Source organism: Vampirovibrionales bacterium, from assembly GCA_016712355.1.
In the GTDB taxonomy this organism is placed as follows: Bacteria; Cyanobacteriota; Vampirovibrionia; order Vampirovibrionales; family Vampirovibrionaceae; genus JADJRF01.
This window is the reverse complement of sequence record JADJRF010000005.1, coordinates 2392978-2416018: the sequence shown is the minus strand read 5'-3', so window position 1 is coordinate 2416018 and position 23041 is coordinate 2392978. Positions and strand designations below refer to the sequence as shown.

21 protein-coding genes are annotated in these 23041 nt (G+C 61.0%); 13 read left to right on the top strand and 8 right to left on the bottom strand.

The genetic code is table 11. From position 1 onward, the window contains the following. Positions 1-74: 74 nt before the first annotated feature. The 4 genes from IPK79_12490 to secG form a co-directional block, all read right to left on the bottom strand. Complete coding sequence (locus IPK79_12490) at positions 75-1433, bottom strand: HlyD family type I secretion periplasmic adaptor subunit (protein ID MBK8191254.1); 1359 nt, start codon at positions 1431-1433, stop codon at positions 75-77. Between the two features lie 756 nt (positions 1434-2189). Next, positions 2190-4295, bottom strand: a complete 2106-nt coding sequence (locus IPK79_12485) for a type I secretion system permease/ATPase (protein MBK8191253.1) — start codon at positions 4293-4295, stop codon at positions 2190-2192. Then, on the bottom strand, positions 4295-5668 hold the full coding sequence (locus IPK79_12480) for a TolC family protein (protein MBK8191252.1): 1374 nt from the start codon (positions 5666-5668) through the stop codon (positions 4295-4297). Before IPK79_12480 ends, IPK79_12485 begins: the two co-directional genes overlap by 1 nt. Before the next feature lie 98 nt (positions 5669-5766). Continuing rightward, entirely contained in the window at positions 5767-6000 is a 234-nt protein-coding gene (gene secG, locus IPK79_12475; GenBank protein MBK8191251.1) for a preprotein translocase subunit SecG, read from the bottom strand. Positions 6001-6125: 125 nt separating this feature from the next. Between secG and IPK79_12470 the strand changes: the two genes are divergently transcribed. From IPK79_12470 to IPK79_12415, 12 genes are all read left to right on the top strand, one after another. Next, complete coding sequence (locus tag IPK79_12470) at positions 6126-6857, top strand: hypothetical protein (GenBank protein ID MBK8191250.1); 732 nt, start codon at positions 6126-6128, stop codon at positions 6855-6857. 380 nt (positions 6858-7237) lie between these two features. Continuing rightward, complete coding sequence (locus IPK79_12465) at positions 7238-8713, top strand: chorismate-binding protein (GenBank protein MBK8191249.1); 1476 nt, start codon at positions 7238-7240, stop codon at positions 8711-8713. After that, positions 8710-9306 carry an aminodeoxychorismate/anthranilate synthase component II gene (locus IPK79_12460; GenBank protein ID MBK8191248.1) on the top strand — a complete coding sequence of 199 codons (597 nt, stop codon included), beginning with the start codon at positions 8710-8712 and terminating at the stop codon, positions 9304-9306. Before IPK79_12465 ends, IPK79_12460 begins: the two co-directional genes overlap by 4 nt. Continuing rightward, entirely contained in the window at positions 9300-10343 is a 1044-nt protein-coding gene (gene trpD, locus IPK79_12455) for an anthranilate phosphoribosyltransferase (GenBank protein MBK8191247.1), read from the top strand. The genes IPK79_12460 and trpD overlap by 7 nt, the downstream gene beginning before the upstream one ends. Further along, positions 10340-11146 (top strand): indole-3-glycerol-phosphate synthase, encoded by an 807-nt coding sequence (locus IPK79_12450; GenBank protein MBK8191246.1) that lies wholly within the window; start codon positions 10340-10342, stop codon positions 11144-11146. Before trpD ends, IPK79_12450 begins: the two co-directional genes overlap by 4 nt. A 55-nt stretch (positions 11147-11201) precedes the next feature. Beyond that, positions 11202-11855, top strand: coding sequence for a phosphoribosylanthranilate isomerase (locus tag IPK79_12445; GenBank protein MBK8191245.1), 654 nt, complete (start codon positions 11202-11204; stop codon positions 11853-11855). Positions 11856-11909: 54 nt separating this feature from the next. Further along, positions 11910-13085: a tryptophan synthase subunit beta gene (trpB, locus tag IPK79_12440; GenBank protein MBK8191244.1), complete on the top strand. Its 1176-nt coding sequence runs from the start codon at positions 11910-11912 to the stop codon at positions 13083-13085. Between the two features lie 355 nt (positions 13086-13440). Then, a complete protein-coding gene (locus IPK79_12435; protein ID MBK8191243.1) occupies positions 13441-13884 on the top strand; it encodes a hypothetical protein in 444 nt (147 codons plus the stop codon). Between the two features lie 320 nt (positions 13885-14204). Continuing rightward, positions 14205-15032, top strand: coding sequence for a hypothetical protein (locus IPK79_12430; GenBank protein MBK8191242.1), 828 nt, complete (start codon positions 14205-14207; stop codon positions 15030-15032). Between the two features lie 138 nt (positions 15033-15170). After that, positions 15171-15821 carry a hypothetical protein gene (locus IPK79_12425; protein MBK8191241.1) on the top strand — a complete coding sequence of 217 codons (651 nt, stop codon included), beginning with the start codon at positions 15171-15173 and terminating at the stop codon, positions 15819-15821. Positions 15822-15875: 54 nt separating this feature from the next. Continuing rightward, complete coding sequence (locus tag IPK79_12420; protein MBK8191240.1) at positions 15876-16739, top strand: flagellar hook-length control protein FliK; 864 nt, start codon at positions 15876-15878, stop codon at positions 16737-16739. A gap of 66 nt (positions 16740-16805) precedes the next feature. Next, positions 16806-17657, top strand: a complete 852-nt coding sequence (locus tag IPK79_12415; GenBank protein ID MBK8191239.1) for a flagellar hook basal-body protein — start codon at positions 16806-16808, stop codon at positions 17655-17657. 136 nt (positions 17658-17793) lie between these two features. On the opposite strand, the gene IPK79_12410 is transcribed toward IPK79_12415, so the two are convergent. From IPK79_12410 to IPK79_12395, 4 genes are all read right to left on the bottom strand, one after another. After that, the gene (locus IPK79_12410) at positions 17794-18195 is read right to left on the bottom strand and encodes a hypothetical protein (protein MBK8191238.1); all 402 of its coding nucleotides are present in this window, start codon (positions 18193-18195) and stop codon (positions 17794-17796) included. 280 nt (positions 18196-18475) lie between these two features. Further along, entirely contained in the window at positions 18476-19603 is a 1128-nt protein-coding gene (locus tag IPK79_12405) for a hypothetical protein (protein MBK8191237.1), read from the bottom strand. Between the two features lie 24 nt (positions 19604-19627). Next, positions 19628-20383: a pilus assembly protein gene (locus IPK79_12400; GenBank protein MBK8191236.1), complete on the bottom strand. Its 756-nt coding sequence runs from the start codon at positions 20381-20383 to the stop codon at positions 19628-19630. Positions 20384-20540: 157 nt separating this feature from the next. After that, complete coding sequence (locus tag IPK79_12395) at positions 20541-21572, bottom strand: hypothetical protein (GenBank protein ID MBK8191235.1); 1032 nt, start codon at positions 21570-21572, stop codon at positions 20541-20543. A gap of 411 nt (positions 21573-21983) precedes the next feature. On the opposite strand from IPK79_12395, the gene cpaB reads away from it, so the two are divergent. After that, positions 21984-23036 (top strand): Flp pilus assembly protein CpaB, encoded by a 1053-nt coding sequence (cpaB, locus tag IPK79_12390; GenBank protein ID MBK8191234.1) that lies wholly within the window; start codon positions 21984-21986, stop codon positions 23034-23036. The last annotated feature ends 5 nt before the right edge of the window (positions 23037-23041 follow it).

Here is a 23041-nt window from a genome sequence, read left to right as displayed (position 1 = left end):
GGGTTACTTTTCCGATGGACTCACGCGGACAAGCGTAGCATAGGCGCGAGGGGGACGCAATGCCGCGTGATCGCTTAGCGCACGCTGACGCCCTCGTTAAAGTGCTTAATGAGCGGGTAGATGAAAAACTCGATGAGACGGCGCTCGCCGGTCTTGATTTCGCCGGTGAACGTCATGCCGGCGCTGAGCGGCGCGGGCTGGCCGTCGACGCGTAAGGCGCGCTTCAGCGGGGTGATCTCGATGCGGTAGACTGCCTCGCCGGTTTCCGGCGCGGATTTGCCCGGCGCTTGCGCGGCGATGGCGGCAGCGCCCACGGGCTGACTGTCTTCGGCGATACGCGTGACGCGCCCGTCAATCATGCCGTACTTCTGGAAGTCGAAGGCGTCGATTTTCAGCGAAACCGGCATGCCGGGGCGAATAAAGCCGACATCGCGATTTTCCGCCGAGGCTTGGGCCATGAGCGGCGCATTGTCCGGGACCAGCGTCATCAGTGGTTCTGCGGGCGTGACTACTGCGCCAAGGGTATGAATCGTCACGCGCTCGATCACTCCGTCGGCAGGCGCTGTAATGGTCTGGCGTTCGCGGCGGAAGGCGGTTTCTTTCATGCGCGCCATCAGCTCGTTGGCTTGCTTGCGCTTGTCTTCCAGCTCGCTGAGGGTCTGCGTGCGAAACTGCTCGACGCCAAGCTGAATCTGGCTTTCAATTTGGCGTTTCTGCTCGCGCAGGCCGTCCTGATCGTGTCCCAGCGTCTGGATTTTGCTTTGTAACTGCGCGATTTCGTCCTGTACGCGTACGTATTCGTCTTTCGGGATGATGTCCAGCACTTGCGCCATGCGTTGTTCGCGGGTTTGATAGGCTTGCAGCGTGGTGCGGGTCTGGGCCTGTTCGACGCGATTGCTTTCAATGCTCGACTCCAGCCGGCGGATTTCGGCCTGCTGGGCGTCCCGGCGCTGCGCCTGTGCGCTCATCGCCGCCTGATACAGCGCCTTTTGTTCGCCTCCGCCGGCAAACGCGCCGCCGCTGGCGCTGGCCTGAAGTCGCGCCATTTCCTGCGATAATTGCGCCAGATTGGCTTGCGCCGCATCCAGCGCTGGGTCGGTCGTGGCGGGATCCAGCAGCATGAGCGGGTCTCCCTTTTTAACGCGCTGTCCTTCGCGCGCCAGAATCTCGCGTACGACGCCGGTTTCCAGCGCCTGTACGGTTTTGACGTCGCCTTGCGGGGCGAGCCGTCCGCGTACGGAAATCACGACGTCTGTTTTGCCTATGCACAGCCAGGCGATTGCGCTGACGAGGATGGCGACGACAATCCAGAACATGCTGCGCCCGAGCGGGCTGACGGGTTGCGATTCAATTTCGGCCAGCACTGGCCGGAATTCATGGGCGTCGTCGAGCGGAGGTTTTGCCGCGCGGGGCTTAAACGTCAGCAGCGTCATCGCGCTTCCTTTCTTATTGAGCGGGTTAAGTCAGACTCTTGCCCCAAGGGGTCCGTTCCCTCCCCCTTGGGAATCCCCCTCCCTGTTTTGGGAATTTCGCTCTCTGAGGAGGCGTCATTGAATTGCTCAGGGCCGGATTGAGCGCCCTCATGCTGAAGCTCAGCCGGGGTTTGGGGCGCAGCCCCAAGAGGTAAATTAAGGGGGGCGGTTCTCAGGACGGGGGAACGCCCTCCTGAGGCCAGATGCAGAGGTGTTTGCGTCTGATGGGTAGAGTTGGGATCCGGGCCCAAGGGGTCCGTTCCCTCCCCCTTGGGAATCCCCCTCCCTGTTTTGGGAATTTCGCTCCCTGAGGAGGCGTCATTGAATTGCTCAGGGCCGGATTTATCGCCTTGATGCTGAAGCCCAAGCGGGGTTTGGGGCGCAGCCCCAAGAGGTAAATTAAGGGGGGCGGTTCTCAGGAGGGGGGAACGCCCTCCTGAGGCCAGATGCAGAGGTGTTTGCGTCTGATGGGTAGAGTTGGGATCCGGGCCCAAGGGGTCCGTTCCCTCCCCCTTGGGAATCCCCCTCCCTGTTTTGGGAATTTCGCTCCCTGAGGAGGCGTCATTGAATTGCTCAGGGCCGGATTGAGCGCCCTCATGCTGAAGCCCAAGCGGGGTTTGGGGCGCAGCCCCAAGAGGTAAATTAAGGGGGGCGGTTCTCAGGAGGGGGGAACGCCCTCCTGAGGCCCAGAGGGCAGGACTCATGCGCATGTTGGGATTAATCATGGCCTTCCATCTCTAATAAATTCCAGTAATAGCCCCCCATGCCCACTAATTCATCATGCGCCCCCATCTCCACGACTTTGCCGCGATCCATCGCGATGATTAAATCGCAATGCCGCACCGAGGAGAGACGATGCGCAATAATCACCATCGTGCGGCCTTCGGCGATTTTTTTCATGTTGCGCTGAATGACGCGCTCAGACTCGTAATCGAGCGCTGAAGTGGCTTCATCGAAAATCAGGATACGGGGTTGCGTCATTAATGCGCGGGCGATGGCGATGCGCTGCTTCTGACCGCCGGATAACGATGAGCCGCGCTCGCCGACCGGGGTGTCATACCCATCGGGCAATTGGGCGATAAATTCGTGCGCGCCTGCCAGACGGGCGACATGAATGATTTCTTCCATGGGCGCTTCTGGCTTGGGAAGGCTGATATTCTCCTGAATCGTTCCGCTGAATAAATAGCTCTCCTGCGGCACGACGCCGATCTGATAACGCAACCAGCGCGCGTTGAGATGGCGGATATCCATATCGTCAATATGAATCGACCCGTCGGTGGGAATATACAGGCGCTGAATGAGCTTGGCCAGCGTGCTTTTGCCGCTGCCGCTTCGCCCGACGACGCCGACGCTCAGACCGGGGGCGATGGTTAAAGTCACATTGTCCAGCACCTGTGGGCCGCCCGGCGTATAGCGGAATCCGACATTATCAAAACGGATCATGCCGTTGATTTTCGGCAGGGTGATTTCTTTCTCAGAGGCGCTCTCAATGGGATTATTCAGAATATCGCCGAGGCGATCGACGCCCAGCAGGGTTTGCTGAAAATCATTCCATAAATTCACCAGACGCAATACCGGGGCGGTAAACTGGTTGGCGAACATTTGAAAGGCGATGAGTTGGCCGACCGTCAGTTGATTGTCCAGTACCAGCTTGACGCCGAAAAACAGCAGGCAAATGGTCTGGAGTTTTTGCAGGCAGGACGACAGCGAGCCCAGGATGCTGCCCAGCGCCGACAGCCGAAAACTGGCGCCGAGGTATCGGCCCAGATAATCTTCCCACTTGCGTTGCATGGCGCCTTCGACCGCCAGCGATTTGACGGTTTCCACGCCGGTGACGGATTCAACGAGATAGGAGTTGGATTGCGCCATCATCTGGAATTTCGTGTTGAGGCGCGCGCGAAAGGCAGGCGTGCCGATGAGATAAATCAGCCCGATGGCGACGATAAAGCCCAGCGTCAGGAGCGTAAGCGGCACGCTGTACAGGGCCATCATGACCACGAAGACGACCGAGAACAGTAAGTCGACCATCAACGTGACCGATTTATTGGTGATAAATTCGCGAATCGCGTCCAGTTCGCGGATGCGGGCGATAATGACGCCGACCGGGCGGCTTTCGAAGTAGGCGTAGGGCAGGTTAAACAGATGCCGAAAGAGTTTGGCTCCGAGCTTGGCGTCAATTTTATTGGCCGTGTGGGTGAAGATATAATTGCGACTGAGATTCAGCAGCAGTTCAAAGCCCGTGACGCCGACAAAGGCCACGGCCAGTACGTTGAGCGTCGTCAGGCTGTGATGAACCAGCACCTTGTCGAGAATCACCTGCGTAAAGAGCGGCGTGACCAGGCCGAAAAGCTGGACGAAGAACGAGCCAATCATGACCTCGGCGATGACCTGGCGGAATTTGATGATTTCTTCAAAAAACCAGCGGAAGCCAAATTGACGGTATTCGTTGTATTGACGGCTTCTTAAAATGATAAATTCGCCGTGAGTCTGCGCTTGCAGCTCGTCCAGCGTCCATTCGCACGGCCCGTTATGGCCGGGAATGTACATCAGGCATTTTTTAGCCAGCGCGTTGATTTTGAGCAATACCTTATAGGTGCCGTCCTCGCACAGGGCGATGGCGGGCAGCGGATAGCGGTTCTCCAGCGCCTCGGGCTCCAGGGTCTTGCGTTTGGCGCGGAATCCAGATTGCTGGATGATGCGCAACAGCTCCTCGCACGGGATTTCGCCGCTGGCCAGACCGTGCTCGCGGGCGATGGCGCGCAAATCGACGGCAATATGGCTCAGCTTGGCGATGGCGTCAAAGGCAATCAGGCCGGTTTGCATCAGGGCGCGCCCTCCGCCAGAATCCGCAGGGTCTCCAGCGCCGATAAGCGCTCAATGGCGGCTTTGTCACGCTCGCGGCGATCGGCCAGCGTCTTGATTTTGGCCTTAATCAGCAGCGTTTGATCCAGCATGCGCTCGTCTGCCAGACGATTCAGCAGGCCGAGCTTGCTTTCGCGCTCTCTCAGGACGACTTCGGCTTGTTGGGCGGCGCGCTGGGCGGCTTCCTCTGCTTTGACGGTCGATAACCAGCGGTTGCGCTGCTCATCAATAACTTTTTCGCGTTGCAGCGAAAGCTTTTCCAGTTCCAGATGAATTTTCTTGCGTCCGGCGACCTGACGTCCGGCGTCAAACAGCGCAATCGACGTCGCCATGCCGACAGAGGCGGCGAACGGCTCGGTCTGCCGATAGGTCGACAGGACGCGTTGTGGGTCGGAGCCATACAGGCGGTAATTGCCGTAGGCCGTGATGGCGGGCAGGAGCTGGCGGTTTAAAACCTTGAGTTCTTCGCGTTTCTGGGCGATTTGATGGTCCACCTCGCGCGTTTGCGCGGTGTTGGTGAAATCCACGGACTGGAAATCGTCGACTTGGGCGCGCGCTTGCAGCGGCTCCAGCGCGGTTCCCTTGCCGCTGTAGGTTTCATGGGTGACTTGCGAGAGTCTGCTGAGGGCCTGCTCATAGCGATCGGTCTGCGCTTGGGCGTCGGCGAGCGATTGCGCGAGCTGAACCGCCTCATCGGCCACTTCTGCGCGCGAAATCAACCCGGCTTGATACAGGCGTTGCTTGAGGATGGTCACTTCCTGCTGCGAAGAGGCGACGAGCTGCTGCACCCGGCGGTCGGTGTCGGCAAGAAGCGCCTCAGTATAAAGACGGACGACTTTCTCTTTGAGCGCGCCCAGCTCAGCGCGTGCGGCGGCGGCTTTGGCCTGAACATCCTGCTTGAGGTAGCGTACTTTATGACGGCGAACGCCGAAATCCAGCACGTTATACGAGAGTTGAAGCGCCATCGAGTTCTGATACAGCGTGTTATTGACCGAGATCGTGTCGCCGACGCTGCGCACCGACGGCATCGCGCTGCCGGTCAGATCGCGCGCGTATTCGGTATTGACGCGAAACGTGGCGGCGGGCAGATACTCGTTGAGTTGGGTGCGCAACACGTCCTGGCGGCTGATGGACACGTCGGTCGCCGCGATTTTAAGGTCAAAGGAAGCCTCGATGGCTTTCTGAATGGCCTCATCCAGGCTGAGCGCCTGAGAAGGCGCGCAGAGCGAACATACCAGCGTCAGCGAAAACGCCAGCGCCAGAAGCCCGCTCAGACGCTGTTGCCGCCCGATCGCTCGCGTGTGCCGCGCAAAGGCTGGCCGTGACCCCGACATCCTCACACCCCGCTCGCTTGATCTCTAGCGACACGGTAGCACGGCGCAGACGGCGCGGCATCCTGCGTTTAAGGGAACGGCGGGTCGAAAACGCCCCGCTAGCCCTTCAGGTAATACCCCAAGATGAAAGACAGAAAGAAGAAAGCGCCCGACACCCAGGCCGTGATACGCACCAACGTGGCGTTAGCGCCTTTTGCGCTGGAGAAAATCTGCGCGGTGCCGCCAATCGCTCCGATGCCGTCGCCTTTGGGCGAATGCAGCAGGACCAGAACAATCATCAGAAACGCGGCGACGTTCTGCGCAATTTGCAGGATGAGCTTGAAAACTTCCATGCCCCTAGCTAATCACAAATTTGCGCGCGCGCCAAGCGGGGGCGAAGCTGCTACAATAGGGCCAGTCGGGCGCAATCGCGTATCGCCCGGTGATACCCGCTTCCAGTAAGAGAGGATGCTGCGCCATGACGACGATTTTTCCGAGACGGCTGTCGATCGGCGCTATCAGCGCGCTGGCCGCCTTGCTGGCTGTTTCAGTCGCGCTGGCGATGCCGTGGAGCGCCTCGGCGCAGGTGCGCGCGGGCGGACGCCTGAGCGGCCTTATTCAGCAGAAGTCCTCTCTGTACCTGCCCACGCGTTTACTCTGGGGGCAGGAGAACCGCATTCTGGTGAAAGCCCCGCCGGGCGCCCGCGTCGTGGTCTATATCTCGCCGCAGAATCAGGGCTTTACGGCTCCCAATGGCGCGCCGCTGCGGGTGGGAGCCGATCCCGAAAAGCTCGAAGGCGTCGCGTCTGAAAAAGGCGTCGCCGCGCTCACGCTCACCCTGCCTGCGCCGCCGGCGGGCGAGGGGCTCGACGAAGAAATCAAGCCCCGCCCGGCGTTTCTCGATGCCGTGGTGTACCAGAAAGACGATTTCTCGGATATGACGGTGGTGGAGATTATCGATCCCACGGGGCGGCCCGCCGCGTCGAATCAAACGATGCTGACACAGGCCGTGAACGGTAGAGGCCCCTTGTTTTTCCCGGGTATGCCGGGCGTCAGCGGCGATATTGTGCGCCGACTCTCCACGCTGGGCGATTTGCAGAGCGGAGATACCCGCAAACGCGAGCTGATTGACGATGGAACGCGCAATCAGCAAGTCGAGCAAGACCGCAATGTCTTTATTCGCCGCGCGGATCAGTTGAGCCAGCCGTAACGCGCGTTCGCCAGAGAAATCGGGCTGCAAGCCCCGCGCCGGGGGCTTGTTTTGCCGTGGGAGGCGTTACGGCCATGCGGGCGCCGGGATTCCGATCGGCATCTTTACACAAGCTTTATTTGACATCCTCGTTTCTTACGGTATCTTAGTGTAGAAAATACTATATACCCCTCCTTAAGTTTCTCGGTCTGATCGAAGGTTCATTCTTCTTGACCGAGTTTTTTTTTGGAGATTTTTTCGAGGGGGCTGTCTGGGCATGGATGGGCAAGGGCTGGTCCCCAGGACTGTTTATGACGCGGATGTTTATGACACAATAAACGACGCGCAGGCCCGTAAGCCTGCGGGTTGCGCCCCCTGGAACTCAAAAGCGCTGTCTTCGCATGATGCCTTCGCCACTAGTGGAAACGCTGCTCTCTGACGCCGAGACGCCCGTCTCGTTGTTCTATAAGCTGGCGCGCGCGGCCTCGACGGCGTTTCTGTTCGAGAGCGCGGAAGGCGACCGCCGCGTGGCGCGCTTCTCGTTTATGGGCGTCGATCCGCGCCTCACGGTGCGCTTTGAAGATGGCGAGGCCGTGATTGAAGATGCGCGCGCGCAGAGCCGCCGATGCGAACCGTGCGAGGACCCGACCGCCCTGCTGGCCCGCCTTGCCGCTGAATTTTTACCCGATGCGCCTGAAAAAACCGGCGCCCTCAAGACCTTTCCCTTTACGGCCGGTTGGGTGGGGGTGATGGGCTACGGCGCGACGCGCTATTACGAGAATATTCCGCAGCAGGCGCTTGACCCGCAGGGCGCGCCGGATGGGGCGTACGCGCTGTATGAATCGGTGATCGTCTTTGACCATCTGTACCGGCGTCTGTATCTGATTTCGTACGCGCCCGCCGACGAGGCCGCCAACTGGATGGCCCGCGTTCGCGCCGCGCTCGGGGATCGGGCTGCCGCCCCGCCCTTGCTGCCTTTTCCGGCTGAAGGGGCGACCTGCGACCCGTTTGCGGGCGTCCAAAGCGCGATGGGCGAAGCGGCTTTCAAGGAAGGCGTCGCTCAGGCGCAAGGGTATATTCAGGAAGGGCAGGCGTTTCAAATCGTCCTGTCGCATCGTTTTTATCGTCCTGTGAGCGCGTCTTCGCTGGATATCTACCGAACGCTTCAGGCGGTGAACCCGTCTCCGTACGCCTATTTTCTGAAATTCCCCGGCTTTGACTATCTTGGCTCCTCGCCGGAAACCTATGCGTCCTGTCTGGACGGTCAAGTGACCTTACGCGCGCTGGCGGGCACGCGTCCGCGCGGCGCAACGCCAGAAGAAGACGCTGCATTGGCGGCCTCGCTGCTTGCAGACGAGAAAGAACTGGCTGAACATCGTATGCTGGTGGATCTGGGCCGAAACGATCTCGGGCGAACCTGCGTCGCTGGAACCGTGGAGACGGGCGAAGTCGGCTGTATCACTTGGTATGCGCACGTGATGCACCTGACGACCGAGATCAGCGGGCGGCTGCGCCCGGGGAAATCCGCTTATGACGTGTTTCGCTGCTGTTTTCCGCGCGGGACGGTGAGCGGCGCGCCCAAGATTCGCGCGATGGAGCTGCTGGCCCAGATGGAGCGCGAGCGTCGCGGCTTTTACGCGGGCGCCGTGGGGTATTTTGATATCACCGGCAACATGGACGGGGCGATCGCCATTCGCTCGGCCCTGATTCGCGACGGCGTGGCGCATATCAACGCGGGCGCCGGTCTGGTGGCCGATTCCACCCCGGAAGGCGAATGGCAGGAAACTCGAAACAAGGCCCGCAGCACCCTCATGGCGATTGCGCTGGCGGAAAAAATGGCTGTTTCAACTCCTGCGCCGGAGGGCTCTCGTCTATGACCGCGCCGGTGGTGATCATCGACAACTTCGATTCCTTCACCTACAACCTGTACCAGATGACTCAGGCCTTGACGACCCGCGAGACGCTGGTTTTTCGCAATAACGCCCTGGATTTCGATGCGCTGCTGGCCTTGCGGCCCGATCGCGCGATTCTCTCGCCGGGTCCCGGTCATCCGGCGAATGAGAAAGATTTTGGCGTCTGTCGCGAGGTGGTCACGCGCTATGAGGCGCTGGCATGCCCGGTGTTGGGCGTCTGTCTGGGGCATCAGGGCATTGCGCATCATCTGGGCGGCTCGGTGCGCCGCGCGCCGGAAATCGTTCACGGCAAAACCAGTATGATTGAGATTCTGGAGCCGTCGCCCCTCTTTGAGGGCCTGCCCAACCCGTTCGAGGCCATGCGCTATCATTCGCTGGTCGTCAGCGAAGACGACTTGCCAACGTGTCTGCGTATTATTGCGCGTGAAGTGCGCAGCGGCCTGCCCATGGCGCTCTGCCACGCGTCTGCGCCCTTGTATGGGGTGCAATTCCACCCGGAATCCATTGGAACGCCTCAGGGCGGGCGTCTTTTGGAGAATTTTCTCACGCGATGCTGAGCCGCGCCGAGATTGACGATTTAATTCACCTGCGGCTGAACGAGTCTCAGGCGCGCGCGCTGCTGCAACGGCTGACGGTTCCGGCGCTTCTGGCGCTTAACGAGCCCGGCGCGCAGATTCAGACCATTCATGAGGCCCTGCTGGCCAGCGCCCTGCCGCTTCCCGCGCTGCAAGATCCTGCGTTGCAAGAAGGGCCGCTGATGGACTGCTGCGGCACAGGCGGCAGCGGGCGCGCGCATTTTAATACCTCTACCACGGCGGCCTTTGTGCTGGCTGCGGGCGGGGTTCCGGTGGTGAAGTTTGGTAATCGCGCTGTCACCAGCGTTAGCGGCAGTTTTGATCTGCTGGAAGCGCTGGGCGTGAAATCGCCGCCACTGGCGAGACTCCCTGAAACCCTTGCTCGTTGCGGGATTGTCTTCCTGTATGCGCCGGACTGCTACCCGGCGCTGGGGCCGTTCCATCAACTGCGTCGCGCGCTGGGCGTTCCGACCGTGTTTAATCTTTTAGGGCCGCTGTTAAATCCCGTCAAACCGGCTTATCGTCTGATGGGCGTAAGCGATCCCACGGCGCTGCAACTGCTTGCGCCCTTGCTGGCCGAAGACCCCGCGCTGCGACGCGCCTGGCTCGTGAATGGTTTTCCGGATATTTCCGAAGACCCCATTGTGGCGAATCTTTCGGCGAGTACCGCGCCCGTCGGCGTAGACGAGCTGGTGATCAATGGCCTGTCCACGGTGTTTGACATCACGCCCGGCGCGGTGGACGTGCGAATGATCAATCGTTTTCACGCGGAACAGGGCCCGCCTGCCGATGGTTATTCGCCGCAGGCCAATGCGCGGCTGTGCGCGGCCATTTTAAGCGGTGAAGACACTCTCAGCGACGCGTATCATATGGTGTGTCTGAACGCCGGGGCTGGACTGGCCGTTTTTGGCGCGGCGTCCGATCTTGAAGCGGGCGTTGCGATGGCCGCCGGGCTGCTGGCGAGCGGAAAAGCCCAGGCTGTCCTGAATCGCGTGCGTCAGGACGCCGCGCGCGCATGACAAATAGCGCCCTGCAAGCCATCGTGGCGCGTCGCCGGGCCGATCTGGCCGCAGGCCTTGCGATTCCAAATCCGCTGCCGCAAGCGCCGCAGCCGGTGGCGCGTCCGGGGCGTCTGGAGGCGGCTTTGCGCGCCGCAAGCGATCGCCCGCGCCTGATCCTCGAAATCAAGCCTGCGTCGCCTTCAGCAGGCGCGTTGGGCGACGTCAGCGACCTGCCGCAGCGTCTGGCGCTGTATCATACGGCGGCGATTGGCTTTTCGGTATTGACTGAGCCTCATCATTTCGGCGGAAGCTATGCGTTGCTGGCAGATGTTGCGTCGCAAAGCTGTCATCCTGTTCTGTGCAAGGATTTCATTGTCGAGCCTTCGCAGTTAGACGCCGCGCGCGCCTTTGGCGCCGAAGCCGCCCTGCTGATCGTCAAGAGTCTGAGCGATGACGGGCTGGCGAGCCTGACGGCGCGCTGTCGGCACTGGGGTATGACGCCGGTCATCGAGGTTCAGAATCCGTCCGAATTGGCGCGCGCGCTGGCCACGCCCGGCCTGTCCTGCGGGGAGGGCGTTCTGCTGGTGAATAACCGCGATCTGGATTCGCTGGCTATTGATCTGGCGACAACATCTCGTCTGGCCGCGCTGATTCCACCGGGAACGCTAACGGTATCCGCCAGCGGCATCGAGACGCGCGCTGATCTCGACGCCTTAAGGCCTTACTGTGACGGATTCTTAATCGGTTCTGCGCTGATGCGTCAGCCTGTGACCGAGCTGGCGGCGATGTTGTCCGCCTTGACGGATGTCAATATGGCTTAGGGCTTGGGCGTAATCGCAATCGCACCTCCCCGAGAGACTTTTAGAGAGGATTTTCATGAAAACCCTGATCAAAATCTGCGGCGTGACCAGCGCGCAAGACGCCTTTCGCGTCAGCCGGGCTGTTGTCGCCTTTATGGGGCTGATTTTTGCGCCCGAGTCGCCGCGTTGCGTGAGCCTTTCGCAGGCGGCGGAGATTGTCGAGGCCCGCGTGCCGGGCTTGCTGGCCGTGGGCGTGTTTCAGGATCAATCGCAAGACTTCATCGAGCGGGCGGTGAGCGAAGCCTCGCTGGATTATCTTCAGCTCCATGGCTGCGAATCGCCGGAGTTGTGCAACGCGCTGCCCCGCCCGGTCATTAAAACCATCACCTACGAGCCCGATTGGACGCCCGATCAGCTTAAGGCCGCGATGGCGCCGTATTTGCCCCGCGAAAACCCGAATATTCACTTTTTACTGCTGGATGCGCCAAAGCGCGTAGCCATGTTACCCGCCCAGCGCGAGCGTCTGCTGGCGACGTTTTACGAAGACGGCTCGTTGGCCGCGATCCCTCATTTTCTGGCGGGCGGGCTGACGCCGGAGACTGTGGGGCCGCTGCTGCGGGCGTTTCATCCGGTGGGCGTCGATGTTGCGTCTGGGGTTGAGGCTTCTGTAGGCGTCAAAGACCCCGACAAGCTTCAGCGGTTTCGCGACGCCGTGCTGCAATTCGAGTAAAATGCGGGGACCGGCCCGCGCAGTCTGGCGGCCGGGTCGAACGAGGTTTGGCGAATGCAATCCCTGGGCTTTTTTGGTGAATTTGGCGGCGTATACGTTGCCGAGACGCTGATGCCTGCGATTGAGGCGCTGGAGCGTGATTTTCTGCGCCTGCGCGATGACCAAGCCTTTCTGGCGGAATATCGCCGCCTGTTGACGCATTATGCGGGCCGTCCGACTCCGCTGTACGAAACCGACCGCCTGTCGAAGGCCTGGGGCGCGCGTATCCTGCTCAAGCGCGAAGATTTACTGCACGGCGGCGCGCATAAGACCAATAACGCCCTGGGCCAAGCGCTTTTGGCAAAAGCCATGGGCAAAACCCGCCTGATTGCGGAAACCGGCGCGGGTCAGCACGGCGTCGCCACGGCAATGGCGGGCGCGCTGCTGGGCATGAAGACGGAAATCTATATGGGTGAGGTCGATATGGCGCGCCAACAGCCCAATGTTTTCCGTATGAAGCTGCTGGGCGCCCAGACGCACGCCGTGACCAGCGGATCGCGGACGTTGAAAGACGCGATTAACGAGGCGCTGCGCGACTGGATTGCCAATGTCCGCGATACGCACTATTTGATGGGCACTGTTGCGGGACCGCACCCGTATCCGACGCTGGTCAAGTTTTTCCAGCGCGTGATTGGCGATGAGGCCCGCGCGCAAATGCTTTCGCAATACGGCCGATTGCCGGACGCCGTGATTGCCTGTGTGGGCGGCGGTTCTAACGCCATGGGCATTTTCGAGGCCTTCCGCGCCGACCCGGACGTGACGCTGATCGGCGTCGAACCGGCGGGCAAGGGGCTCGACACGCCAGAACACGGCGCGGTGCTGGCTCGTGGAACCGTGGGCGTGCTGCACGGGATGAAAAGCCTTGCCCTGCAAACGCCGGATGGTCAGGTGCTGGAAACCTACAGTATTTCCGCCGGGCTGGATTACCCGCTGGTGGGCCCTGAGCATGCGTACCTGCAAGCCATCGGCGCGGCGCGCTATGAGTCGGCTTCTGACGGGGAGGCGCTGGCTGCGTTCGGCGAGCTGGCGCGCCTGGAGGGCATTCTCCCGGCGCTGGAAAGCGCGCATGCATTGGCGTACGCCCGGCGTCTGGCAGCGCAATCGCCCGATGACGCGCTGTTGCTGGTGAATCTGTCGGGGCGAGGCGATAAGGATCTGGCGCAGGTGATGGCCGCTATGCCCGGCGCTTGACCTGACGCGGCGCTTGTGAGCATCCGCTTCCCCTTCTGCGTGACGTATCGTATAATATCCGTGAGGCTTCTATCTCGCATCGCTTTTGGCGGGATAAAAGCAATCACTCTCCATGCGCTCAAAACGGCGAATCGCTTGGGATTTTTCCGCAGCAAGGGCTTCTGTCGTTCTCAGCGTCCGCCTCGTTCCGGGTTTTCTGGCGCGTGTCCCGCATGAGGGCGCATGGGAGCCGTCATTTCGCTTCTGCCTGTTAACGCTTTTTTGTCTGAACCTGTTTTTTGAGCCTTTATTCGAATCTTTTATTCGAGTCTTTCTTTGCCCCGAGAGTTAGCACCCCCTAAAGAGAGTTGAGCCTGTGAATCGAGCTGTCCGCTACCAGCAAACGCATGCCTGGCTTGAGCAAGCGCCTTACGCTGAGCCGCCATTCGACCTGCGTTACGGTCATCTGCGCGCCCCGGCGCATCGTCGTGACTTGCAACTTCGTCCGGTGGCGACGCCTTCTCGGCGACGCAAGCCCTTTTCGTGGTTTCAAACCGCTGTGCAGGCTTTTGTGTTGTGCGCGCTGGCCTTTGGGTGTCTGCAAATTACGCGGGCCATTGTCTCGCATCTGTATCAGATTTCGGTGTTGACGGCCAATGCGGGCGTCATGAACCGCCTCTACCGCGAAACCATCGACGAGCGCGCGCTCTTGACGCATAAAATCGCCGTGTATTCGTCGCCGGCGGGCGTTGAAGAATTGGCGCGCAATAACCTCGATATGGTCGGCCCGGATGAAACGCTGGTGCGTCTGCGCCCGTAAAGCATGGGTGTGAATCTGGCTGCCGCACGCGTTTTGCCTGAATCATGCTGTCTGAACTGAAGCGGGCGCGCCCGTATCTTCTCAGGCTGGCGGATGCGCGTCCTTGGGTCCCTGGGCGCGTTTCACTCCCGACCACACTGACCGACAGCCGCTTCCCCGCCGATCGCGCTGAAAGCTCTCTCGGCGCAGGCTATAATAGGCATGGCGCCGGAGGGCGGAGAGGCGCGCTAAAACGCCAGAATCTCATTCGAAAGCCCAGAGCGCCAGAGTTGAGCGCTCAGCAACCAGAGCCGCACGCGATACAAGGGAGACTCGCCGCTATGTCCATTACCACCGATGCGCAACGCCGAAACACGGATCGCGCGCGGGCCGCGATCATCGGGCTGAGCCTTTTCGCCGCGCTCTCGCTCTGCCCCGGCGTCGCGCGCGCGGGGGACGTTAGCGGCGGCGGCCAGGCTCCAGGGGGCTCCGCGCAAAGCGACGGCGCGCCGCTGCGGATTAATTCCTCCTCAGAGAAAGTCCCGGAGGGGACGGCGCTGACGATTGCCTTTACCTCGACGCTCGATTCTCGCATCTCGCAGGTCGGCGAACCGTTTACGGCGGTGCTCAAAGACGATTTTACCGCGCTGGACGGCGACGGCGTTCCCCGCGTGATTCTTCCCAAACAGACTGCCGTGCGCGGACGGCTGGCAGAGGTCAAGCGTCCGGGCCTGTTTAGCCGCGGGGGCTCGATTCTGCTGGGTTTTGATCACGTCGCGCTGCCCAGTGGCGAACTTCTCCCGCTGGACCTGAATTTATCCGCCCAGAACGACACGGTGCGCCGCGCGGGCGACCCCAATAGCCCGACTTACGCCCTGTATTCGGACCCTGGGGTGGGGGCCAAGCTGCGCAAGAGCGTGGGCGCGGGGGCTGCGGTGTATGATCATCTCAAGCAGGCTGGCATCGACCGCGGGAAAAATGTCGCGGGAGGGTTGGGCATGGCGGTGACCGTTCCGGCGGGGATTCTCGGCGGCGCCGTGGCGGGAACGGCGGTGACGACAGGAAAAGGCGTGATGGCGGTGATCGGACGCGGCGATTCGATGAAAATTCAGCCCGGCGATACCGTGAAGATTGACTTTGGCGGCGCTTTCACCCTGCCCTCGCAGTAAACGCGCCGACGTCCCCTCGTTGAGGGATTTTAACGCGGGCGCGCTGGCCCGACGTTGCTTTTTGCCGATAGTTGACTAGACTCCCCAACAGGGCAAGCCGCGCTCGTGGGGCGTCCGTTGTAAAGGGCCGAATCCGCCATGGCGCGTTTTGTCTATCGACTCCAAAAGGTCTTCGATCTGCGCGAACGGCGCTGCAAAATTCAGCTTCAGGCTGTCATTGAGGCCCAGCAAGCCGTCTACGCCGTCGAAGCCAAAATCGAGGCCAAACGCAACGAAATCCGCCTGGTCCATCAACATTTGCTCACCGGTCCGCACATGATGATGGAATCCCACGATCGTTACCTGCACCGCTGTCATGAGGAACACGACTATCTGGTCAAAGTCGAACTGGTCGAGGCCCAACGCCGCCTGCATGAAGAACAGGCCCTCTACGAGCGCTATCTGGCCGACCTGAAGGCGCTGGAAAAGCATCGCGATAAAGCCCGCGAAGCCTGGCAGGAAGAAGAAAAACGCCTGGAACTGAAGATGCTCGATGAGGTCGGCAGCCAGCGCTATTTCCGGGCCCAGCTCGAACGCGAGCAGGACGATCAGGAAGAAGAAGAACTAAAACAAGAAGAACTAAAACAAGAAGAACTAAGACAAGAAGAACTAAGACAAGAAGAACTAAAACAGGACGAACTCAGACAGCAAGAACTAGAACAAGAAGCCCTGCAAGACCAACGACAACGCGACGACGCCCTTCAGCAAGAACTTCAGCAAGCCTTACGAGAAGAACGCCAACAAGCCTGAATCATCCCGAACCCTGAATCGCGCTGCGCCCCCCGTAAAGGAGACTTTTCCGCCATGACCCGCGCTTCTGATAAACGCGCCGACGCCATTAGCGCCTCCGCCGAGTCTGCCGCCGCCGCCGCCGCGACAACGACGACGACGACGGCCAGCCCCACGCGTACCGCCGCCGCGCGACAAGCGTCCGCTCCAGGCGATGGCGTTGACCTGCGCTTTCTGGATCTGCTGGTGGATCTCAGCGCGACCCGCGTCAATCGTGGCGCGCTGTCCCTTCTCAATGGCGCGCCCTCGTCAGACGCCGACGCCGCCGGGGCCGCCGCCGACAAAGAGCGCAAGCAGGCAGCCGCCGCCGCTGCCGAAGACGCGGCGAAACAGGCCGCCAAATTAACCGCCGCCGCCGCGACGGTCGCTCCCGCTGCGAGCGCCTTGCGCGATACCGACGCTTCGCCTGTGGAGGGCTCTCGCCGCGCGCTGTCGGCTCTGAATGGCGATCTGACGCGTCAGGACGTGCGCGTGATGGACCAGCTCACCATCACGGCGATGGCTTATCCCGGCGGCGTGCCCTTGCAGCAGGCCTTTGCGCTGACTCCCGGCGGCAAGCCGGACTTTGCGCGCGCGGGCCTGTCCGAGCGCTTTGCCAATCTCATGGAAAAGGCCTACAGCGAAAACCGCTCGGTGCGCGTGGAACTCGACAGCCGCTCGTCGCTGATTCTGCGTTTCCATGAAGGCAAAGTCTCGGCAGAATTCCTCACCCAGGATCAGGCCATGGCCCATTACCTGCGCCAGACGATGGACGACTTGCGTCAGCGCCTGGCCGATCGCCAGTTGCCGGTGTCGACCCTGACGTTTCGCCAGCCCGATGCGCGAGACGACGGCCGTCCGCCGCGCGATTCCGGCGAAGACGGGGTGTCAGACGCCTGATGACGTCATCTCAGTAGATTTCTGGCAGACTCTTTTTCTCGCGACTCTGAAGGAGGCATGCTCACGATGAACGATCCGTTTATTACCGCGCTGAATACCCAGAAAGCCGCTCAGGGCTGGTTTATGCAACTGGCGGAGAATCTGGGTAACGTGTATACGCCCGGTTATCGCGAAAAGCGCATGACCTTCTCCGATTTCATCAATGGCGTTCAAAGCGCGAATATTTCCCGCAAAGACGAGCAAGGCAAATCGTTGCCCGGAAAATCCCCGACCAACCTGTTTATCGAGGGCAAGGGCTTCTTCGTGGTGCGCAAGGCCGATAATAGCCTGCGGTTTACCCGTCTGGGCGACTTCACGCTCAACAAGGACGGGACGCTGGTGAACGCGCAAGGGGCCAAAGTGCAGGGCTATCTGCTGGGCGAGAATGGCGAGGTCGTTAATACGGGCGACGTCAACGCGCCGGGCGGCGCAGGTTCCACGGGGCCGAATAATCCGCCGCAGGGTCAGGGTGGCACGAGCCAGATTCCGACCACGGAAATCAGCCTGTGGGCGGACCCGTCCAATGGCAAGTTCTTTGGCAAATATGACGAGTACAAGATCCGCTCCGACGGCACGGTGGTCGGTCTGGGCGATGGCGGCAAGACCGTCACGCCGCTCTATAAGATCGCGCTGGTGAACTTCATCAATCCGGGCGGCCTTAAAGAGGTGGAAGACTATCAGTTCGTCCCCAGCGACGTATCCGGCGAGCCGATGGCCGGCAGCGGCGAGATTCGCAGCGGGCTGATTGAGAAGTCGAACGTCGATATGCGCGAAAACGTCAATTACCTGCAACAGGCCAAGCTGCAACTCGACGTGACGGCCAAACTCATCAGCACCAACAAGAATCTGCTGGAAGAATCGCTACGCCTGCTGCAATAAGCTGCGTCCGCGATCAGCTTCACAAAAACCGCCGCCCTTGCGTGAAAACCGCGAGGGCGGTTTTTGTGAGGCCGCCCTGCGCCATTATTTTTTCACGCGCGGGGCGTTTTTGACTTGAGGTCCGGCTACAACTGGGCTACCTGATAACGGGAAAAAACTCCCTTATGCGGTTGACTAACTCGGTATCGGCCTTTGAGAAAGGGCCAACGGGACAGCCGTTTAAGGTTTCCCCGATGAGCCGGTCATTGCTGGAGGTAACGGTGAAAGTTTCGGGTCCGCCATGGCGTTTGAGAAGCTTTAAGGCCCGAGTGGCTAAGAGTACTTCTTCGCCCCCAGAGGTGTGCCAGATGACAAGTTGAGGAGGCTGGTCTGTGGTGGCTATGGAGAAGGCGACTTGTGGCTCGCCAGCACGGGCGTACCGATTGCGTAAATCCGTCAGTTTGCTTTCACGGGTGGCAAGGGTTTTTTTAACTGTTTGAAATGTATGGGCTTTTCCATTGTTTTGTGTAAGGACGATAGCTCCAAAACGAACTTGCATGTGAGGTTACTCCTGCGGGCAAGGGGGGAAGACGGCGGCGCCAAGCCAAAGGGCGGCGAAGCCCTTGGGAGCCTATTGGCTAAGCCCTAATGCTTGCTTGGCCTATCGCTGCGGCGATTCCAGACGCAAGGCGCATCTGCGTCGATGATTGTAGCAGAATGGGCCGCTGCTGCAAATAACGCGACGCGCGCCGTTACTATTCTTATCCCTCGCTTACGCGCATAAGACGGCTTGGCGTCTAAGAAGGAGATGGCAGCAGCCAGGCCCCTGTTGGCAATAGTCAGATGGGCGTAAACACGTAGCCGGTTGGGGCGACGCAACCGCCGCTGGCCGGGCAGTATACGGCGTTGTGCATCACCTGCACGGATTGAATCAGCGTGCCGGGCATCGCTGGCGTGGGCAGGGGGATCGCGCCGGGCGGAATCTCCATGCCGCGCGCGCGCGTGCCGTCCGGCTTGATGTAATCGTTGAAGCCGTCGTCGATAATCTTGATGCGGTCGGCCTTCTTGACGTTCTTGTTATAGCCAAGCGCCGTATTCACCGCGCCCAGATCGATATAGAAATTTCCGTACAGGACGCGGCGCTCGACGCCGCCGGGGTATCGGCGATCGGCCACGGCGCCGGTGGCGTCGGCGAGAACGGCGGCCGCTCCCACGTCGTAGCATCGCGGGCCGCCGCAGGCTTCTACCAGCACGCCGTGATACCCAAAGAAAGGCGTGGGGGCGACGCCCACGTAGAGATCGGGACCGGGCCCGTCAATCATCGGCGGATTCAACGTGCGCATGATGTAGCCGGGGCCGCTCACCGTGTCGATCGCTTGCGGAACCGTCGTCAGCACGTTGCGCCGGGCATAACGCGCCATGGTGATCGCGCTGACGTCGTACTTCTCGATGCCGATGGGGGCCAGCAGGGCCGTGGGAATCGTCGCCACGGCGTCGACCGTGACGGTTTCGCGCGCGGCGTCGATGGTCGGCGCGCCCCCCTTAAGCTGGGCGTTGAATCCGCTCAGCGCGGGGCTGGACTCCACCAGATGCCGGAAGGTGTCGGCGGCGGCGGTTTGCGCGTAATCGGCGCTTTTGAGCGGACCGCCGTTGGCGTCAAACTTGTCGTAGAATGCGGCCGCCCCCGCCCCGGCGGCGGTCGCTGCGGCGTTGGACAACTCGCTTTGCAGGAACATATTCAGGCCGGTGTAGACAGCCACGCCGACAAAGCCAATTAAGAAGACGCTGAGCAGCGTCACGACAATCAGCACGCTGCCGCGCTGGGCCCGCCGCTCGCCGGGCCTGCGGACAAAGCCATAAACCGGACGCGGCGGCTCAGTCAGTCGGGGCGGGCGCGCGATGGTCTGCGCCAGAAGCCCAAATCGCGGCGCGGGCCGCTGAGGGGACGGGGGCAAGAAGTTTTCCATCCGACGGATCTCCGGTTAGAGGCTTTAATAGGCCGGGACGCTGCGATCAAGCACGACGTCATCGGTGTTGTCGCGCATCGGCTTGGCGCAGGCAACCAGACCCTGGGCCTGAAGCTTGTCGACGTAGAGTTTAATCAGCGCCTTGGCGCCGTCCGCCGATAATCCGCTGGTGGCGAAATCAATGGCGATATCGGCGTCGGCCGGGATGCAGTCCGCTTTGGAAATCGTCGCCCCTTTGGGCAGCGTCGCCGGGACGGCCCCGACGGTAGTCGGATCAACGAAGGGCGGCAGGATAGAAGACGGCAGCGTGGGCGGGTAAGGCGTCGCGGTAATGCCGGCGGCGGTCCCAACGTTGGTGCGTAGCAAATTGCCGGGAATGCCTTGCGAAACGACAAAGGTAAACGTCGGCAACATGGCAAACGTGTACGATTTGCTGGCATTGACCACCACGGTGCGCTTGTCGCGATGGGCTGCGACGATATCAATGCTGTCGACCGGCGCGCCCGTCACGACGAACGATCCGCCCGAATAGCCGTTGATTTTCGACTCCATTAAGGTAATCGGCGTGTCGGTGGCGGCGTAGAGCGCCTTGTTGTCGACGGCTTCCTTGACGGCGCTTGACGCGTTGGAGCCGGTGTACATGGCCGCGCCCACGCCGTAGGCCGCAATCAGGAGCAGAATGAGCACGGGAAGGGTGAAGGTCAGCTCCATCAGGGCTTGTCCCCGACGGGCGACTCTAAAAAGCTTTTGCGAGCAGGAGAAGGTGACGGACAGGGGCATGACGGGCGCGTTCCTCTCGAATCCGGGTAACGTCCGCGCAGGGACGTTGCGCGACCATTCTCAGCATGATCCCTATCGGGCGATACCCGCGTAACTTTACGATGAAACGCGGATCTTAACTTTTTGTAATATTATGGGGAATACTAAAATGGGGGCCTCAGGCGCGCGTGTCGCGCAGCGCCGCAAACGGCGAATCGGGCCGAATGGCCAGCGCCGGGCCGGGGATCGCAGCCGGAGCCTCGGGCGGCGTGAGCGCCTTGGGGGCTTTCATCAGGGGTTCTAACACATAGCGCTCGCCTGCCACGCCGAAGGCCACGCCGCTGAGAACGCCCGCCAGGGCGGCGCCCGTTTTATAAACCAGCCCCGCTGTCAGCGAGAAGCGCTTGAAGGCCAGCGCAAACAACAGCGTCCCGATGGCGTAGCCAACATTGGCCACTTCCCACGAGGCGAGCCAGCGCGCGCTACGCTTGACGCCCTGCCATAAGGCTTTGACGCCGGAGACAAACGCGCCATGGCCCTGCTGGCGGTTATTGCGATATTCGGTTTTGGCGGCGTCGACGCCCAGGGCGATCATCGACAGGTAGGCCAGCGCAAAGAGGCCGGTTAACGGCGCATTGCCGCGTTTGAGCGGCGCAACCAGATTCTTGATGTTCTGATTAAAGATGACTTTTTTAAAGAAGTTGCCGGTGGCGCGCAGGCCCCGCTCAGCGCTCGAAAGATTTTCGGGGACGCCTGCCAGTAGACGCGCGCGCGCTTGACGCCCCATTTCCAGCGGGTTGAGCATCCCGATTTGCGCGCTTTGCGGGGTGACGGCCCCGCCGTAGAACAGTTCAGAAAACGTCATGGCCGCCGCGCCCGCCGCAGCGCCTTGCGTGGCGGCGGCAAAGGGATTTTGCGTCAGGCTTTCGAGGTATTGATAGCGTTTGACCACAGGCGTCACATGCTGCGACAGCCACTGGTTGCGAAACAGGGGTTTGGCCGACTCGCTCGCGTTGGCCAGAAACTCTTCTCCCACGACCTGCTCAAGACGTCGCTCGACCCAGGGCGTGCCGCGCCGAACGGCTTCTTCCACCGGGGTTTCGACGCCGCCAGGCGACGGCGGCGTCTGGCCGGGCGGACGCGTCCATGCGCCACTCGCCCCGGAATTCGCGCCGGTTGTCGCGCCCCAATTTCTCACAGGCGGTATCACGTCTGGTCGACGTCCTTCAATCTCGGCTTTGTGCGCTCTTCACCCAACTAAGAAACAGATTCAATTCCCCCCAATGGGGCTCTCAATCGCATAAAAACGATCGCCGCGCATTTTGTGACAGTCGCGTCGAAGGGCGCGGCAGGGTGAGGCGTCGGCTCCCCCGTCTGGATGAAATCCGGCGCGCGCCAGGGGCGTCGGCGGTGGAATTCGTCAGGATGGGGGATAAGGCGGAGGCAGGCCAGTTGGTATGCTGAAGACGCATCCTTTCATGAGAAAGGCGCGCTGGAAAGACGAGGGTCGCCTCTCGGGGCGAGTCGATGGCAGAAAGAGAGACGGGTGATGGGGTCTTTTCCGGCGTTCAGCGGTTTCATCAGTTGCAATTGTCAGTAGCAATTTGGGGGCGTTTTCCCGATGCCCATGCCGAAACGGCCTAAAAAGAGCTTTATCCAGTTTGCGGTCGCCGCCGTAATTGCGCTGGTCGTGGGCGGCATCGGCATTCTGGTGGCGGTTTTCGTCATCAGTGGGATGTCGGCGCAGAGCGCGCAAGTCGCCCAGCAGAAAGACGCCGAAAAGCAGAAGCTGGAGGCCGAGGTCCAGCGCCTCAAGCAGGAGGCGCAAGCCAAACAGACCGTGGCGATGAAGCGTCTCCATGAAATTCGCGCCGCCGTGCGCATTCCGGAAGGCGTGCGGATTACGCCTGCCATGTTGGTAGATATCGAGCTGGAGCCGGGCGAAACGCCGGCCGAGGATAGTTTTTCGAGCGTTAATCAGCTTGCGGGGCAGTTCAGCGCCGAGGTGATTGAGCAGGATGCTTCGTTGACGCAAGACATGCTGGTGGACACGGCTGGTATGCTGCCGGTGACTGAAGGGATGCGGGCCATCAGTATCAACGTCGACAAAATCGGCGGCGTCAGCGGCGCGATTTCGCCCGGGGCGCGGGTCGACGTCATGGTGATTTTTGAAGACGCCAAAATGAGCAAGACGCTCCTGCAAAACGTGCGCGTGATCGCTGTGGGCGGGAGCTTTATTCTGCCGCCTGCCGCAACATCCTCGACGCGCGGCGACGATAAAAACGCGCCGCCGCCGGTGACGGCCAATCCCGGCGCGGGGATTACGCTGGAGGTAACGCCTGAGCAGGCCGAGATGCTGGCGTTGGCCAACAAACAGGGCGAATTCCATCTGGCCCTGCGCGGCTTTGGCGACAAGAAGCGCAAAACCCTGCTGGGCGCCGATATGGCGCAACTCATCAGCGGGACCGCATCGGTGAATTTTCTGCCGCTGCCGCCGCGCGCGCCGCTGCCCAAGCTGACGGCGCATCCTGTCGCCGCGCAAAATCCGGTTAATCCGGCTGGCTTGCCTGCGCCCGGTGAAGCCCCGCCGCCAGAACCGGTCCCCAAAACCTTCTCGCTCCAGATTCTCAAAGGCCCCAGCAGCGAAACCAAAGAATTCGAGTGGTCGCATTAAGTTTA

Bases quoted from the DNA above. Each gene is read 5' to 3' on its own strand.
- trpD (MBK8191247.1), top strand. From the start codon at position 9,300: ATGCTGAGCCGCGCCGAGATTGACGATTTAATTCACCTGCGGCTGAAC.
- cpaB (MBK8191234.1), top strand. From the start codon at position 21,984: ATGCCCATGCCGAAACGGCCTAAAAAGAGCTTTATCCAGTTTGCGGTC.
- IPK79_12430 (MBK8191242.1), top strand. From the start codon at position 14,205: ATGTCCATTACCACCGATGCGCAACGCCGAAACACGGATCGCGCGCGG.
- IPK79_12420 (MBK8191240.1), top strand. From the start codon at position 15,876: ATGACCCGCGCTTCTGATAAACGCGCCGACGCCATTAGCGCCTCCGCC.
- trpB (MBK8191244.1), top strand. From the start codon at position 11,910: ATGCAATCCCTGGGCTTTTTTGGTGAATTTGGCGGCGTATACGTTGCC.
- IPK79_12445 (MBK8191245.1), top strand. From the start codon at position 11,202: ATGAAAACCCTGATCAAAATCTGCGGCGTGACCAGCGCGCAAGACGCC.
- IPK79_12490 (MBK8191254.1), bottom strand. From the start codon at position 1,433: ATGACGCTGCTGACGTTTAAGCCCCGCGCGGCAAAACCTCCGCTCGAC.
- IPK79_12450 (MBK8191246.1), top strand. From the start codon at position 10,340: ATGACAAATAGCGCCCTGCAAGCCATCGTGGCGCGTCGCCGGGCCGAT.
- IPK79_12465 (MBK8191249.1), top strand. From the start codon at position 7,238: ATGATGCCTTCGCCACTAGTGGAAACGCTGCTCTCTGACGCCGAGACG.
- IPK79_12485 (MBK8191253.1), bottom strand. From the start codon at position 4,295: ATGCAAACCGGCCTGATTGCCTTTGACGCCATCGCCAAGCTGAGCCAT.
- IPK79_12415 (MBK8191239.1), top strand. From the start codon at position 16,806: ATGAACGATCCGTTTATTACCGCGCTGAATACCCAGAAAGCCGCTCAG.
- IPK79_12400 (MBK8191236.1), bottom strand. From the start codon at position 20,383: ATGCCCCTGTCCGTCACCTTCTCCTGCTCGCAAAAGCTTTTTAGAGTC.
- IPK79_12480 (MBK8191252.1), bottom strand. From the start codon at position 5,668: ATGTCGGGGTCACGGCCAGCCTTTGCGCGGCACACGCGAGCGATCGGG.
- IPK79_12460 (MBK8191248.1), top strand. From the start codon at position 8,710: ATGACCGCGCCGGTGGTGATCATCGACAACTTCGATTCCTTCACCTAC.
- IPK79_12425 (MBK8191241.1), top strand. From the start codon at position 15,171: ATGGCGCGTTTTGTCTATCGACTCCAAAAGGTCTTCGATCTGCGCGAA.
- secG (MBK8191251.1), bottom strand. From the start codon at position 6,000: ATGGAAGTTTTCAAGCTCATCCTGCAAATTGCGCAGAACGTCGCCGCG.
- IPK79_12410 (MBK8191238.1), bottom strand. From the start codon at position 18,195: ATGCAAGTTCGTTTTGGAGCTATCGTCCTTACACAAAACAATGGAAAA.
- IPK79_12470 (MBK8191250.1), top strand. From the start codon at position 6,126: ATGACGACGATTTTTCCGAGACGGCTGTCGATCGGCGCTATCAGCGCG.
- IPK79_12405 (MBK8191237.1), bottom strand. From the start codon at position 19,603: ATGGAAAACTTCTTGCCCCCGTCCCCTCAGCGGCCCGCGCCGCGATTT.